Source organism: Brevibacillus parabrevis (genome assembly GCF_003710905.1).
Classification (GTDB): Bacteria; Bacillota; Bacilli; order Brevibacillales; family Brevibacillaceae; genus Brevibacillus; species Brevibacillus parabrevis.
In genome coordinates, this window is the sequence record NZ_RHHV01000016.1 from 17,584 (window position 1) to 33,490 (window position 15,907).

12 protein-coding genes are annotated in these 15,907 nt (G+C 53.8%); 2 read left to right on the plus strand and 10 right to left on the minus strand.

Annotated features, from left to right (window positions below):
• Positions 1–10: 10 nt before the first annotated feature.
• The 4 genes from EDM60_RS22215 to EDM60_RS22230 form a co-directional block, all read right to left on the minus strand.
• Positions 11–568 carry an FHA domain-containing protein gene (locus tag EDM60_RS22215; RefSeq protein ID WP_122965920.1) on the minus strand — a complete coding sequence of 186 codons (558 nt, stop codon included), beginning with the start codon at positions 566–568 and terminating at the stop codon, positions 11–13.
• A gap of 228 nt (positions 569–796) precedes the next feature.
• On the minus strand, positions 797–1,261 hold the full coding sequence (locus EDM60_RS22220; protein ID WP_122965921.1) for a DnaJ domain-containing protein: 465 nt from the start codon (positions 1,259–1,261) through the stop codon (positions 797–799).
• A gap of 153 nt (positions 1,262–1,414) precedes the next feature.
• Positions 1,415–1,840, minus strand: coding sequence for a membrane-associated protease 1 (locus tag EDM60_RS22225; protein ID WP_122965922.1), 426 nt, complete (start codon positions 1,838–1,840; stop codon positions 1,415–1,417).
• A 154-nt stretch (positions 1,841–1,994) separates the two neighbouring features.
• The gene (locus tag EDM60_RS22230) at positions 1,995–4,163 is read right to left on the minus strand and encodes a transcriptional regulator (RefSeq protein ID WP_122965923.1); all 2,169 of its coding nucleotides are present in this window, start codon (positions 4,161–4,163) and stop codon (positions 1,995–1,997) included.
• Between the two features lie 550 nt (positions 4,164–4,713).
• Here EDM60_RS22230 and EDM60_RS22235 point away from each other — a divergent pair.
• The gene (locus EDM60_RS22235; RefSeq protein WP_122965924.1) at positions 4,714–6,774 is read left to right on the plus strand and encodes a VWA domain-containing protein; all 2,061 of its coding nucleotides are present in this window, start codon (positions 4,714–4,716) and stop codon (positions 6,772–6,774) included.
• 4 nt (positions 6,775–6,778) lie between these two features.
• Here the strand turns inward: EDM60_RS22235 and EDM60_RS22240 are convergent, their stop codons facing one another.
• The 3 genes from EDM60_RS22240 to EDM60_RS22250 all read right to left on the minus strand — a co-directional run bounded on the left by EDM60_RS22240 (position 6,779) and on the right by EDM60_RS22250 (position 9,817).
• On the minus strand, positions 6,779–7,693 hold the full coding sequence (locus EDM60_RS22240; protein ID WP_122965925.1) for a serine/threonine protein kinase: 915 nt from the start codon (positions 7,691–7,693) through the stop codon (positions 6,779–6,781).
• 88 nt (positions 7,694–7,781) lie between these two features.
• Positions 7,782–8,564 (minus strand): isocitrate lyase/PEP mutase family protein, encoded by a 783-nt coding sequence (locus EDM60_RS22245; protein ID WP_122965926.1) that lies wholly within the window; start codon positions 8,562–8,564, stop codon positions 7,782–7,784.
• Positions 8,565–8,578: 14 nt separating this feature from the next.
• On the minus strand, positions 8,579–9,817 hold the full coding sequence (locus EDM60_RS22250; RefSeq protein WP_122965927.1) for an MDR family MFS transporter: 1,239 nt from the start codon (positions 9,815–9,817) through the stop codon (positions 8,579–8,581).
• A 130-nt stretch (positions 9,818–9,947) separates the two neighbouring features.
• Between EDM60_RS22250 and EDM60_RS22255 the strand changes: the two genes are divergently transcribed.
• Positions 9,948–11,804, plus strand: coding sequence for an SgrR family transcriptional regulator (locus tag EDM60_RS22255; RefSeq protein ID WP_122965928.1), 1,857 nt, complete (start codon positions 9,948–9,950; stop codon positions 11,802–11,804).
• A gap of 387 nt (positions 11,805–12,191) precedes the next feature.
• On the opposite strand, the gene nagA is transcribed toward EDM60_RS22255, so the two are convergent.
• The 3 genes from nagA to EDM60_RS29250 form a co-directional block, all read right to left on the minus strand.
• The gene (gene nagA / locus EDM60_RS22265) at positions 12,192–13,361 is read right to left on the minus strand and encodes an N-acetylglucosamine-6-phosphate deacetylase (RefSeq protein ID WP_122965930.1); all 1,170 of its coding nucleotides are present in this window, start codon (positions 13,359–13,361) and stop codon (positions 12,192–12,194) included.
• 63 nt (positions 13,362–13,424) lie between these two features.
• Positions 13,425–14,501: an NAD(P)H-dependent flavin oxidoreductase gene (locus tag EDM60_RS22270; protein WP_122965931.1), complete on the minus strand. Its 1,077-nt coding sequence runs from the start codon at positions 14,499–14,501 to the stop codon at positions 13,425–13,427.
• Between the two features lie 53 nt (positions 14,502–14,554).
• On the minus strand, positions 14,555–15,718 hold the full coding sequence (locus tag EDM60_RS29250; protein WP_233454161.1) for a VOC family protein: 1,164 nt from the start codon (positions 15,716–15,718) through the stop codon (positions 14,555–14,557).
• Positions 15,719–15,907 lie beyond the last annotated feature (189 nt).

The following is a 15,907-nucleotide window of genomic DNA, read 5'->3' on the forward strand; positions in this document are numbered from 1 at the left end:
ACCTGCTCGTCTACTTCAGCAGCAAGCGTGTATTGGCTATGTAAATGATGTCGCCCGCCTTCACTTTGTGCGGCTGCTCGATTTCCAGCTTGTTCTTGTCGCGGCTGTTCGGCTGTTTGATTCCAGTGCCGTTGCGGGAGTGAACATCCTCGATAAACCAGTTGCCCGAAGCATGGTTGAGCACTGCATGCTGTTTGCTGATCAGAGCAGCGTACTCGGCGTCAGACAAGTCGATGTCGACTTCGTTCTGGTTCGTGTTTTTGCCGATCAAAAGCGAGGTCGCTCCCTGGATAAACCACTCCTTCACGCTCTCGCCGTCCTCGTCCAGCAGCACGAGCTTGGAAATGCCTGTTTCCTTCCTGTCCTCCTTCTCGTCCGGGCTTCCGACCGTGACAATAAACATGCCGAATAAAAAAAGCCCAAAGGCAATTCCCGTAAAAATCTTCAGAGCGTTGCTGTCCGTGTAGCCGAAAACATAAATGAGTTCGCCAAACAAAAGAATTGCAATCAACAGCTCGATCAGCTTTACCCTGACAGATTTTTGATAAGCCTTGCTTTTCTTTGCCATCTTGAGTACCCCCCTTACGAAAAAGTGCCCCAAGCTTTGGGAGAATGGTTTTTTGCTGACATCCATCCAAAGAAAGGAGCAGGTTCGGTGCTTCTATGTCCATAAAAGAGCGGCCATCCGCCTTGTCATCGTTTCGGTCTCTTCGCCTGCTGTCAGGATGTCGCCCGATTTTTCCTTTTTAGGTATGCCGTCTGTTTGGTTAGCTGCTCTGTCTTGGGTGACAGCGTCTTATTTTTTCTTCATGCGAAAAAACTGCTCGAACGTATCTGTGGTATCCAGCGGATTTTTTTTGCCGCGGTTCATGCTCTTCTCGTTGACCTCTCCTGTTTTCGGATGAAAGCCGAAAAACTGCTCAAACGTCTTGTGCAAATCTTCCATCGAAGCGCCCGGATTCGCTCGCTGCTGGTTCGCTTTCGCCTGGCCCTGCGCCCTTGCTTGCTCAGCGCCGTTTCTTTCACGGGCTTGTCCTCTTCCCTGGACAAACGCTTCGTAACGCGCGTCGTAGGCTTCCCGCGCAGACTCGTCCTGCAAAGTCTGGTACGCCTCTGTTATATCTTTGAAAAGCTGTTCGGACTCCTTGCTCCCCGCATTCACATCGGGATGGTGCTGCTTCGCCAACTGTCGGTACGCTTTTTTGATGTCGTTTTGGGAGGCCGTCTTCGCAAGCCCCAAAATCTCGTAATAATTTTTCACCACAGCACCCTCTGTCTGGCTTTTTGGAAAACCGTACCTTGAACACGGCTTTCAAGGTACGGCTCGTTTACTCTTTTGAAAGAAAAGAAGCTGTGACCGCTTGCGGTCGATCCGCTGGATGCGACCGTTTGGCCAGTCCTTCGCGGCAAAAGACTAGACAGCGTAGCCGCCTTCGATTTTCGCGAACTCGGTTTTGTCTTTCTTTTGTTTGATGAAGATGCTGAATGTACCAACACCTTCTGTATCGCCGAATGTCTCGTTGTAATCGACGACGAAAGCGTTCGGGAAGTAGATTTTGCGAATGACCTGGTCAGCAGCGATCACTTCCAGTGTCACTTTGCGGTAGCAGTCTGCTTTTTCCGCTGGAACCAAAGACCACAGAGCCAGCTTCATCGTGTCATCGGCGCTGTCGCCGTCCGTTGCTGTAATGATTTTGCCTGTCAGACGCAGTGTTGCCCCTACGTCAGTGGAACGAGCGTTGGAATCATCTGGAGTATCCGTGTCGTACTTGACTGTCTGGATGTTGTCCATTCCCAGCTCGATTGTTTCGGAACCTTCTACTTTGAGTCGAAAACCCATGAAAAAAACCTCCTTGGCGTATATGTGTGCTCTCGAATGACCGGATGGGCTTCGAGGCTTATGTGTAAGGGTGCGCTTTGGAAAGCACACCTCTAGCCACCTGCGTAATGTGTGAATCCATTTCATAAAAAGCTCTCCCGACTGAAATCAGGTACTAAGCTTTGACAGGAGTCGTACCCTTCGTGATCGTGACTTCCAGATTTTTCACATTGCCATTGAAGATCAGATCGATGTGGCACAGATTGCTCTTGTCGTCGATGATATAGCTCATGTCGTCGCCATCCTGAATGATGGAGTTGACAAAGCCGCGTGTGCCGAGCCATTTGCTCTTTTGGCTGCTCGGGTTGTTGCTGAAAAATTTGACGATGTTGTCGTGCTTGAAATCGCCCGTCTGGAAGCGGAGAATCCGCTCGATGTAGGTGCTGACCAGCGTTTTGTAGATGGAATCGAAGCCATCCTCGGCCATCGCCAGGCTGCGCGCCTTGTACACCGTGATTCGCTTGATATCCTTGCCCTGGATTTGCGCATTTTCCGAAGAGAAGACAAAGCCAAAGTTTTTGCGGTTGATCGAATCTTTGATGTTGTTCGTAAAGCCGGAGATTTCCTTGGCCATGGTCGTAATCGCACGCAGACCGTTTTCGCCCGCTTCGATGTCAAAGCGCACGCCTGGATACTCGCGGCTGACCACCTTGAATGCTTCGCGCAAATACTCCGGACACTGATACGCCGCCACAATCCCTGCCGCTACGTAGCTCGCTCCGACGTAAACGCCTTCGATCCACAGCTTCAGGATGTCTTCTTTTTCCTGCGACAGCTTCACGCCGTCTTCGGTTTGCAGCATGCGGCTGTCGATGACCACTCCCGATTTGTCCTTCGGAATAATCGTAAAGTTCGGAACGCACGGGATCGCAAACTCGCTGTACTCCTTGCGCACAAGCACGCCGCACTTGTCGATGTACTTGTCGATGCCGGCAGTCGCCATGCTGTTGAAGGTCGTCTCTTCGCCCGTGCTGAAGCTGAAGAAAATTTGGACCTTGAAGTCTTTGACTACTTGCAGCAGCATCGTCAGCGACTCCATCGTATTGCCGTCCTGTTTGACGACCTTTTCGTTGCCGCGGAAGCGCTCGCGTGTGACTTTCGCTTTGGCGCCAGCTTCCATGTCGATGGAAGGCACGATTCCGAACCAGATCGTATCGGTGAAGTCGTTTTTCGCGTTGACGGTGTTGAGATACGTCTCCAGGCGCGGGATGTTGCTGCTTTTCACCAGCATGTCCAGCTTGGTGTTGGTGATGAGCATCGCAGGCTGCATGCCTTTGTTCTTGGTCACGTACTGATCGAAGAACATTTTCACGCCGAGAATTTTCTCGACCAGCGGCTTGACTGTTTTCACGAAGTCATCCTTCGCGTTTTTATAAAATTCGAGGTACGTGTTGTAGTTTTGCACCTCTGTCTCAATGTCGATCTCGCTATGAACGGCAGGCAGCGGGCAGAACGTGCGCACTACCAAATCTTTGACATAGGAGGACGGCGTTTCGGTAATCGACTCGTAATCATCCTCGAACACGTTCATCAATCCGTTGCCGTTGCCCTCGTCGAGAACCATCAGCTCGCGGCTGTCGCTTTTCGGCGCTTCGATGATTTTCAGCTCACCGTTTTCCCCGATCGTCAGCATCCCGATCTGAATCGCTTCCGACTGGTTCTCCTCTTGCGCCCCGCCGAGAAGCAGACGGGTCTTGATATCTTCAATCGCGAGCGGGAGCATGGCCATGACGTTGTTGTAGTTTTTGCTCGCATCTTCAAACATGATGTTCAGCTTGTCGCCGAGATCGAGCTTCTTCGGATCGCCATCGTCCAGCTTTTCGTAGTGGCTGTACAAGTAGTGAATCTCTTTACGCACCTGACGGATATCGTCCATCACTTTTTTCGGGGAGATCATGTCCAGCAGATTCTCGAATTTAAAGTCGACGTTCGTGATTCCCTGGCTGCGCTTAGTATCGATCAGTGTGAACAGCATTTTCAAAAAGTCATTGCTCTGGTCGATCTTGATCTCGGAAATCGCATCTTCCGCAATGCCATCAGGCTTTTTCAAGGTGTACATAACCTTTTGGTTTACGGCGTTGTAGAACGAATAGACAGTCGGGGAGAACTTGTCCAAAAACTCATCGAAGCTTTTCACAAGCAAATGCTCGTTGATTTCCTTGATCTTGTCGTCGCTCAAACTGTCGATGCCCTTGACGTCGCCTACAATCGTGATGAGGTCGAGTTTCTCCGGGTTGATCTCTTCGAACAGCATGGTTCTGTTGGTCTGGTTAATAATGTCCATAAATGACCCCTTCCTTTTGTCTCTCGTAAATGCGTGGTCCTAACTCAGGAGTGTATGAGTCCTACTTCCACAATCAATTACAGTTGATTACATAAATCCCAATAAAACCAAAAATCTTGCCTCTAAATTAAACTCGCTCGCCATATTTTGTCAACAAACCCTCTATTATGACAATTTTCCTATGTGCACCATTACCGTTTCTGGTATTTAGACCCATTTTATTCCACTCATCTTCCTTTTTCTGGTTGAGCACTTTATGCTGAATCCAGGGAGTCTTCCCGCCTACTTTTCCCGACAAAACCAGCATCACACCTTACTTTGTCCCTACTTCTGCCGCCCTGCCCGCACAGCGCCGGATGCGCCCATAACTCGAAATACTGACAAGAAAGGACAGAATAAACCTTATTTTTACAAAAAAGGCTATTATTTCACTTTATATACCTCGGCAAAATGGTGTCCGCCGTTTAGCCGGAAGTTGATTTATGGGCAAATAGTCCTGTTGCAGCAAAATGTGAACAATTTGCAAACTTTTAAGGAAAAGAGTGAAAACATGTACAAAAAAACTGGACATCCTCCTCCGTTCTCCCTGGCGTTCAAATGGGTGGTTAGCGGTATCCTCCTGCCTTTCCTCCTCCTTTTCTCTCCCCTTCCAAGCGGGGCAACCGGGACGGGTGAAGCAGGAATCGATGCGGTTTTTGTCATTGATACGAGCAATTCGATGAACCAGACAGACCCTGGGAAAACAGCTGCCGAGGTCATGGGCATGTTTATCGACATGAGCGAAGCTAGTCGTACCCGGATCGGCTTTGTCGCCTATAATGATCGAATCGTCCAGACGCAGCCGCTCACCAGCATGGCGGAGAGCAGACAGCGCGAGCAGTTGAAAAGCAAGATTCAAGGGTTGCGTTATTCGGGATATTCCGATATGGGGCTTGGCTTGCGAAAAGGGGAAGAACTGATTGCCAGAGCGAAGGATCAATCGCGAAAGCCGTTTTTGATCCTGCTCTCGGATGGGGGAACCGATCTGCGCCAAAACGCCAATGGCAGAAGCGTCGCGGCATCGAACAAAGATGTGGAGTCGGTTATGGCAAAAGCGAAAGCGGAGGGCTACCCGATCTACACAATCGGGCTGAACAGCGATGGCTCTGTGCAAAAAGAGCAGCTGAAAAAAATCGCGGAGACGACAGGCGGGACTTCTTTTGTCACGCAAAGCACAGATGATTTGCCGGAGATTTTCAATCAAATTTTTGCGAAGCACATCCAGTCGCAGCTTGTGTCGGTAGCAGCCATGACGGCGACGGGAAGCTTGCAAGAGGTCACGGTAAACATCCCGAACGCCAGCATGCAGGAAGCGAACATCGTGCTGTTGTCGAACCATCCGCTGCTGGAGTCACAAGTCTACTACCAGTCGAAAAATGTGCATTTTATCCAATCGAAAAAATACTCTCTGATGAAAATCGAGCAGCCGACAAAGGGGAGCTATCTGGTCAAATTCCGCGGACGGCCGGGCGACCTGGTCAAAGTCAATTTGCTGGGCAACTACAGTCTGAAAGCCGATGTACAGGTTGCACCTGATCCTGTCTCCAAAGGCAATCCGGCGACCTTCACGACTTATTTGACCCAGCTGGAGGGCAATCAGCGCCTGGAAGATCGGGACGTCTACGGTTTGATGCAGGCCGAATTGATCGTCACCGACATCGCGAAAAAGCAAACCGAAAAAATTCCGCTGAAAAACGGGGGAACGGTCTTCACAACCGACTATGTGTTCCCGCACTCCGGGCAGTACCAGTGGAAAATTTTCATGAGCGGCCCGGACTTTTACCGCGAGACGGCAAGCAAAACATTCGAAATCGCCAACATCGCGCCCGTGGCAGTAGCCAAAAACAAGCTGACCATCGAAAAGGAAAACGGCGAGCAGACAATTGACCTCGCTGCTTATTTCACCGATGCCAATCAGGACAAGCTCACCTATGCGATCGTCTCTCCTACTCCCGCCGATCATTTTGGGGCAAGCATCCACGAATCCGGGTTGAAGCTCGTGCCGAGCAAAAGCGGCACTTCCGCGATCACTATCACGGCTACCGATTCCGAAGGGGCAAGCGTGACTGGCTCGCTTGTCATCACGGTTCATTCTGTCTGGGATCGCTACATCACAATCGGACTGATTGTTCTCGCTCTTGCCGCAATTGGCGCAGGCGCCTACTGGTTCATGCGCCCGAAACCGAATTTTAGCGGCCGTTTGGAAGGGTATTTTCTTCACACCGCCAGCGGCAACGACATTCCCGTGAAGTTTTGGCCGCTCGCCGCGTTTGGCAAAAAGCAACGCATCACGCTCCACGAGCTGTTTTCAAGCCTCGACGTCAACGAGCACCTGCCGGAAGCACACAAAATTTACTTCCAGCCAGGGAAAAACCAGACTTTGGTCATGATCAGCCACAGCCAGTGCACACTGCAAAAAGGCAAGGACATTTTGCCTCGCCATAAAAAAGTGGTGCTCCACTACAACGACAAAATTTACGTGACGTTTGAGGATCATGTCACCGAGATTGAACTGCGCTACAAAGAAAGCAAACCCAGCCCCCACCAAGCTGGGAACTGGGAAACGGCATAACGGACTATTTGCTTTTGCTTGCGAGAAAGGGGGTCTGCAAGCGAGACTTGCCCGCTCTCAACAGATGCTCCGCACGGACGGCTGCTGCCAGCACCCGAAGTGAGGGGCATCTTTTTTTCGCCTCGACTGCCATGCCCCACGCAATGACATTCGCGATCAGCCGCGGCACAGTCGGATTCAGCTCGCGAACGGACGGCAGCCGATCCTCGATCACTCGCGTCGCCACATCGGCCGGACGGTGCCTGGTCAGGCAAAAATAGAGAGTAGCCGACAAGCTGTACACATCGGAAAAAACACCTTGTCGGGACTGGCTGGAATAAAATTCGAGCGGAGAGTATCCTTCCGTCGTCACGATCTGGCGGGGGGCGTCGGTTGCAAAGCGAATAGCCGAGCCGAAATCAATCAGCATCGGCTTTCCCTCATCGGTCATCACGATGTTTTGCGGCTTGATATCCCGATGGATGATCCCTTGCTTGTGGATGTAGTCCAAGCTTGCCAGGAGCGGGAGCACGGTTGTCTGCACGAAAGCAGCGACATCCAGCTCCCCTTGCTCTTGCACAAACTGGTCAAGCGTCTTGCCTTTGCAATACTCCACGACCAGATAGCCTGTCCCATTTTCTGCAAAGTGATCGACATAAGGAGCGATATGCTCATGGCGCAGCTCCTGCAAAATCGCCGCTTCCTGCCAAAAGCTCTCCAGCAGCGTCTGAAATCGCGCTTTTGACGATGGCTTCCGGCAGATGACGCTGCGGTTATTCAGGTCGCGCATCGCCAGTGCTCTCGGGAAAAACTCCTTCACAATTCTCGTCTTTTTGGCCTCCATGTGGTAAACGAGATACACATGGGACAGCTCGCTCGTGGAGACGGTCTTTTTGATCCGGTAGGCTCCCCGCAAAATCGTGCCTTTTTTCAGCTCCATCCGTCTTTCGGTTCACTCCTCCCTAGCATCTTTCTCGTTCTCAGGAAACGATACCAAATACCAGGGGCAGGTGGCAATATGTGGAGATTTATCCTTGGCGATTCGCTGCATACAGCAGGGCCGTGTCACGGTCAGCCGCCAGCTTGGAGGCACTCGCTTTTGCAAAATCAGCAACATGGTCGTAAAAGTCATTCCCGATGCTCAGCCGCTTGACTCCCCACTCTGCCAAGCGCTCGGCATTCGTCAGGGTGGGGCGCGACAGGACATTCAGCGGCGCACGCACCGCTTGGGCAATCGCTCTGATTTGCTCCTCCTCGACGATCCCCGGAACGAAAATGCCGCTCGCCCCGCTCTCGACGTAAGCCAGTCCGCGCTCAATCGTTTCCGCGAACGGGTCCTCTCGCCGGAAATACGTGTCGATCCGCGTATTGATGTAAAAAGCAGCGAAGCCACGGTTGTCGAGAGCAGCCCTCATCGTCTGCAAAAGTTTCGCCTGATCGGCGATCTCTTTTAACCCCGGCCCTCGTTTGAAAGAGTCCTCGATGTTGATCCCGGCAACCCCCAGGTCAGCCGTTCGCAGCACGTTCTCGACAATTTGCCCGTGAGTCTCTGCATAGCCCGCCTCAATGTCGGCGGAAACCGGAATGTTCACGTGATCCACGATCAGCTTGATGATGGACAAATGCAAGGCAAAGTCAATGTTTTCCCCATCTTTGTATCCGAGAGAAGCCGCAACGCCCCAACTCGTCGTCCCGATGGCCCGAAAGCCGCTCTGCTCCAACGTGCGTGCCGAAAGGACATCCCAGGCATTTCCCAAAAACAACATCTCGTCTGCATGATGAAGCGCTTGAAATTGCTGAATCTGATTCATTCTAATCCCTCTTTTCAAATCGTGATTTGTATAGGTTGTTCACAATCTTGCGTCTTCTGCTGACGCTGTTCCCACAGTCTTTGACCGCGCTGGAAAAACGGCAAGGCCAAAAAGGTCAGCAGCATCAAGATCGCGAAAATAACTGGCCCTTGGTCAAAGCCCAATTGCTGAAGCAGCAAACCGCCGATCCACGCAGTGGCGCTCTGCCCCAGAAAAGCGAAGCCGCTCGCGCCGTAATAGGCGCCTCGCATATGCTCGGGAGCGATTTCTCCGATCAGTACATCACCGATGACAAAGCATAAAATTTCCCCGATGGTAAAGACCACCATCGACACTGACAGCCAGAACAAATTGGTGAAGAGTCCGAACCCGAACAAGCCGAGTCCGAAAAGGAGGCAGCCGACTTTCAGGGCCGTCATGGCAGAATAGCGTTTCATCAGCCTGGCAAGCGGATATTGAAAGACGAGGACAGACAACGTGTTCATCACGAACAGGAAGGAGTAAGCCTCGACCCGGTCGTGACCGATGTACTGGGCAAGCGTCGTATCCAGGTGCGTATAGGCTCCAGCCACAAACAAATTGCCGAGCAACAGATACAAAAACACTTTGTCTGTGAACACGATCCGCGCCATCTGCCCCATCGGAATCGAATCGGAATGCTCCCGCAGTTGTTGCTTGAACAAGATCATGAACACGACCAGGATGACCGCATACAGCGCCATAATCACCGCACTGATCAGAAACGGCAGCATGGAGGACGAACTGCCTGCGCCGAGCTTCAACCCAATCAGCGGCCCGATCGCTCCCCCCAGGTTGATGGCAAAATACCTGGCGTTGAAAGCACCCCTGCGCTGGCTGTCCGGGGTAAAATCAGCGAGCAGGGCACGCGCCGTCGGTTCAAATACATTGCGGCACAAACCGTTCAGCGCACTCAAAAGGAAGAACATCCACGTCTCGCTCGCCAGCGTGAAGCCGACCAGGACAAAGCTCCAAAGCCCCATAGAGGCGATCATGACCGGATAGCGCCCCAACCGATCTGACAACGCTCCCCCAGCGAAGCTGCTGACCGTGCCCACCAAAAGGCTCATCGCCAAAATCGCGCCAACTACGGCCGGGTCGATTCCCTTTCCTTTGCCCAAGTAAATCCCGAGAAAAGGCAGCGTCATGAAAAAACCCGTCCGCGATAAAAAGGTGCCGATGATGACGCCCCATGCCACGGGATGAAAGCGCGGTAACGGAAACCTTTTGCTCATCTTGTTTGCTCTCCCCATTCCTGTTTTTCGTCTGTCGTGTTATCTTCAGTATATTGATCTGAGAAAAGCGAAAAAGGGTAAGGTGTAAGCAAACTCTGTCACCTTTTCCCAAAAACAAAGGGGGGCCTTCATGGTTACCGTTCTCTACTTTTTGGAGCTGCGCCTGTTCTTTCAGCAGGAAGAAACGGCCAAACCGTTCCCCGTCACGATTGAAAAATTGAGCGGACTTTGGCACTGTACCCCCCGAAACGCGAAGCTGATCGTCCGCAAGCTGGCAGAAATGGGCTGGATCGACTGGCAGCCTGGGCTTGGCCGGGGCAATGCCTCCGTCCTGACGTTTCTGGCGGATGCCGATGCCATCTTGCTTGCGGAAGGAAAGCAGCGCATGGAGCAAGGCGATGTCACAGAAGCTATGGAGCTTTTGAATCGCTTCGGCAAGCCCGCTGTCAAAGAGCAGTTCATGGAGTGGCTCTCGGCAGAACTTGGCTATTGCACACCGAGCGAGTCGAACCATTATCAGGACACGCTGCGCTTCCCGGTCTACCGCAGCATTGTCACACTGGACCCCGCGCAGGTGTACTATCACTTCGATGCGCATTTGGTCCGCCAGCTTTTCAATACACTCGTTCACTTCGACACGGACAGCCGGACGATCCATCCAAGCATTGCCCACTCGTGGGAAATGAGCGCGGATCACAAGGAGTGGACGTTTTATTTGAAGAAAAATGTCGTGTTTCACCACGGTCGGGAGCTGACCGCGCACGATGTTGTCTTTTCGCTGGACCGGCTGCGCTCGCATCCGGAAAAGTATGAAGCAAGCTGGATGCTTGGCGATATCGCGCAGTTGGAAGCAGTTGATGCCAGAACGGTGCGGATTTTGTTGCAGGAGCCGAACTACTTGTTTCTGCGGATGCTTTCCACTACGCCCACCAGCATCGTCCCGGCAGAGATCGTCCTGGAGACGGCTGGCGAGTTTGGGAAAAACCCGATCGGGACTGGCCCGTTCCAGCTCGTCCGTCTGGATGAAGGCATTTGCATTTTGGAAGCTTTTTCGGGACATTTTCAGGGGAGGCCGCAGCTTGACCGTGTGGAAATCCTCCTGTTCCCCGATCTGGAAACAGGCATTCTCCATGAACCGGACTGGACGTCTGTCATGATGTCCCACGGTGTGGCCACAAAAGCCGAAGCATTAAGGGAAGCAATCATCCGCGACAGCCGCGATTGGTGCGATCTGGAGACGCTGTTTTCCTGCTGCAACCTGCTCGTCTTTAACCAATGGAAAACCGGGCCGCAAAACCATCCGAAATTCCGCCAGGCGCTCGACTTGCTCATCGATCGCGAGCAGATGATTGCCGAGCTTGGAGGAGATCGCGTCTTTCCGGCAAAAGGCTTCCGCCCCTTCTCTCCGCAGCTTGCGACTTGGTCAGCGGAACGAACGCCCCGCCCAAGCGCTGCGCAAATTGCCGCCCTGCTTGCGGAAAGCGGCTACCAGGGAGAGACGCTGCGCATGGTCATGACGTCCTATCACGAGCCGGACGCCTTGTGGATTCAAGCCCGCTGCAAAGACTACGGCATTCACCTGGAAATCGACGTTCGCGAGCCGTTTGAGTTTGCGAATCACGATTTGCTGCCGGAGCACGACTGCCAACTGTTCGGAAACGTTTTTAGCCATGATGAAATCAGTGAACTGGAAATGTACTTGCAAAAGAACTACTTCCTGCCCAGCTTTGACGCACCGTTAGCCGAAGCGGTTCATCGAGAGACTGCTGCCCTTTTTCGGGAGGCAGACGAATCCGTCCGGCAACAAAAGCTCGCGCACATAGAAGCGCTGATCCAAGAAAACCATGCCGTTTTGTACCTTGTGCAAAAGAAATCGCAAGCTTCTTTTCACAAGTCGGTTCGCGGCGTCACGATCAATCCGTCCGGCTGGCTGGACTTTCAAAAAGTCTGGTTTCACCCGCATGCTTCGCAGCCCGTGCAGCAGTAGGCGGTGCAAAAAACAGTCCAAGTGCATGGTTTCATCCACGCGCGCCCTGCCCATGCAGTAGTAGGCAGTACAAAAAAGCAGCCCCGGCGCATGGTTTCATCCACGCGCCGCCCTGCCCATGCAGTAGTAGGCAGTACAAAAAAGCAGCCCCGGCGCATGGTTTCATCCACGCGCCGCCCTGCCCATGCAGTAGTAGGCAGTACAAAAAAGCAGCCCCGGCGCATTGTTTCATCCACGCGCCGCCCTGCCCATGCAGTAGTAGGCAGTACAAAAAAGCAGCCCCGGCGCATGGTTTCATCCACGCGTCCCCCTGCCCGTGCAGCAGTATACGACAAAAAAAAGCAGCCCCAGCGCATCTGGGCTGCTTTTTTACGCTTATGGATTGGATTACTGAGCGCGTTCGTATACGCGTTTTCCGGCAACGAAGGTCATCGCCACTTCAAAATCGTCATCCAACACGATCATGTCGGCATCGTATCCGGCTGCCAGCCGACCTTTTCGCTCCCCGTATCCGAGGATAGCGGCTGGCGTATGCGATGCCATCTCTACCGCTTCCGCCAGTGGTACACCGCTCAGCGTCACCATGTTTGCTACGGCTTTGTTCAAGGTCAAAATGCTGCCAGCCAATGTCCCGTCCGCCAACTGCGCCTGATTGTCGCGGACGCGAACCTCTTGCCCGCCCAAGTCGTAAGTGCCTTCTCCGAGCGCAGTAGCGCGCATCGAGTCGCTGACCAGCGCGAGCCGCTCCGGCGTTTTCACCCGATACAAAATTCGCATGACCGCAGGATGGACGTGGATGCCATCGGCAATCAACTCGGTGCTCAAATGCTCGTGGTACATCGCAGCACCGACCACTCCCGGCTCTCTGTGATGCAATCCGGTCATGGCGTTAAAGCAATGCGTGAAGTGGCGCACGCCCGCATCCACAGCTTCAGCCGCCTGGACAAACGTCGCCCCTGTATGGCCTGCCGAGACGATCACGCCGCGCTCCTTGAGCCAGGCAATCGCTTCGAGCGCTTCCGGCTGCTCGGGAGCAATCGTCACGACCTTGATCAGCCCTTGGGCCAGCTCGTACATTCGCTTCACCGCATCCAGTCTGGGCAGGGAGATGTTTTCTTCCTTTTGCGCCCCTTTGTAACGCGGGTTGATCCACGGTCCTTCCAGGTGAATCCCGATCGCCTCTGCCCCCGGCAAGCCAGCCTGGCTTGCGCGCGCAATGTTTTCCAGCACAGGCTCAAGCTCGGCGTAAGGAGCCGTCATCGTCGTCGCCAAAAAAGAAGTGACGCCATATCGGGCAAGCGCGCCGGAAATGGCCTGCAAAGATTCCGGCGTCCCGTCCATCGTGTCGTGGCCGTCGATCCCGTGCATGTGCATGTCTACCAGTCCTGGGCAAATCCGCCCGTTTTCCACCGTCAGCAGCTGTGCAGGGCATTCGCCCGCATAAGCTTCGGCTTCCCCTGCGTACACGATCTTCCCTGCCGCCACTACGACAAGCCCGTCCCTGATTTCCTGTCCGTCTGCAATGATTGTTCCTCGAAGAGCGTATTCCTGTTCCATCTCCATTCCTCCGTCAACGCACTGCCGTAGTCTGTCCGTAATGATGCCGCACCTGTTTCCTTGCTATTCCTGCACAAGTCCTGCGCATGCACGCTTCGTTTCCTCTACGAGCCGCAAGACCAGTTCGCCTGCGCCAAGCTCCCTGCCAAGCGGTGCCGCCTGTCCCGCCCACATCGACATATACGCGGATTTCTGCTGCTTGCCCGCAGCGGCGCGAATGTCTTTGGTGAGGGCATTTTGCACCGGGTAGGCGGGCAATTCCTGATCCAGTGGCGCCAGCTTTCGCATGAACTCGTTCTCGATGCCTCTCGCCCATTTGCCGGAAAAAGCCCGTGTCATGACGATGCCCTCTTCGCTCGACTCCCGGATGGCTTGCTTGTGCAAAGCATGCGCGCCGCTTTCCGCACACGTTAAAAATGCCGTTCCGAGCTGGGCCGCCTGCGCTCCCAGTGCGAGTGCGGCTGCAATGCCTCGCCCGTCCATCATCCCGCCCGCTGCGATCACCGGAATTTTGACGCGATCCACGATCTGTGGCACCAATGCCATCGTTCCGATCAGATTGCTCGGGGAATCCGGCAAAAACGAACCGCGATGCCCGCCTGCTTCACTGCCCTGCGCTGCGATCATGTCCACGCCGCCCGCTTCCAGCACGACTGCCTCGCGAACCGTCGTCGCAGTCCCGATCACCGTCACGCCTTTTTGCTTGAGCGCTTGCAGTGAACGCGCGTCGAGCATGCCAAACGTAAAGCTGAAAACCGCAGGCACTTCCTCCAGTACGACTTGCAGCTGTTCCGCAAACGACTCCTGAAAGCGCGTGACTTGCGGGCTTTCGGGAATGTCCAGCTCACGGCGCACCTCATTGAGCGCGGAAGCAACCGTGTCTGCGATCGGCTGGGTCGCGTCAAAGTCTTCCGGGATGAACAAATTGACGCCAAAAGGTTTGTCGGTCAAATCGCGGATCGCATGTATCGCTTCACGGATTTGCTGTGGAGTCATATAGGCAGCTCCCAGCGTTCCCAATCCCCCTGCTTCCGAGACGGCCGCGACCAGCGCAGGAGTTGTCGCACCGCCCGCCATCGGTGCCTGGATAATCGGCCATTTGATTTTCAGGCGTGACGTAATCGGATTCGCTTTCCACATGCTTCTTCCACTCCCTTTTGTCTATTTCGTTCCATTCACGCACGAGGGCAGGGTCATGGCTCGTGGCGAATCAATTCAAGAAAATGGGCCAAAACTCGCGCAGTAAGCCCCCAGATGACTCGTCCGTCCAGCTCGTAAAACAGATGCTCGACTGTGCCTGTGCGCCACGGATACTTTTTGCCGCCCGGAATCAGGTGATAAGGGAAATCATCCTCCGGCTCGTTCACAAGCGCTGAAGTGTATGTCGCAGGCTCAGCGGCAGCCAGTCGTTCCAGCGAGATGATAAACACTTCTCCCACTTCATCGGGATTCGGCTTCATCTTCGCTATGTCCTCCACGTAGCCGACAAACGGGTAAATCGCAGAATGGCCCGGACCGATCAACCGATCCAGCTCGCCGACGTAATGAATGCTTGTGAGCGGCACTCCCAGCTCCTCGCTCGTTTCCCTGCGGGCTGTCGCCCAGCGCGATTCGTCGCCCTCTTCCGCCCGTCCACCGGGGAAACAAATTTCATTGGCCTGCCTGCGCATCGTGCTTGCCCGCTTTTCGAACAAAACCCCCAGCTTGCCGTCCTCCATCTTCACCAAAGGAAGCAAAATGCCAAACACACCCGTTTGCTTCGCTCCCATAAACCCCGGCTCGCGCTCGTTCAGCACTTGCAAAATCCGCTGGACGCCCGGCTCTTGCTTAATTGGGTCGGCTGCTTCGCGCGTGTCCACATCGGTCCCTCGCTCGATCGGTTCAGCTTCGCGTGTGCCCACATCCGCCCCTCGCTCAATTGACTCAGCTACGCGTGTGTCCACATCCGTCCCTCGCTCAATTGGCTCAGCTTCGCGTGTGTCCACATATTCCGCCACTTCGATTAAATTCCGGTCGGGGTCGCGCACGTAAACCGAACGGATCAGTCCCGCTGCACCTGTCCTGTGCACTGGCCCTTCCTCGATGTCCACCCCGCAGCTTGCAAACCTGGCGATGACTGCCGCAAGCGGCACAGAAGCGATCAAGCACAAATCAGCAGAGCCTGGCAACGGCTGTCCCGCTTTCGGCTCAAACTCGTGTCCCGCCACATGCAGGTTGATTTTTTGTGCGCCAAAATGCAAAGCTTTTCTGCCATTGCCGAAGGTGACAACCTGCATGCCAAGCGCGCGCTCGTAAAACTGGCAAGTCGCTTCCAGGTCGCGGACGGTCAACACCAGATGGTCCAATCGGTCGATCATGCTTACCATTCCTTCCTGTCCCGCTACATGCTCTTGCTATGTATTATAGCAAACAGGGAGCTTCTATCGTTTGATTCGACTGCAAAACACCCTCCAGCCTGTTCCTCACCAACTGGAGGATACGCTTTTCTTTTCACGAACATGTCTACCCGTACATTATACAATGATTTCCTTGTTTACAGCTGCTTT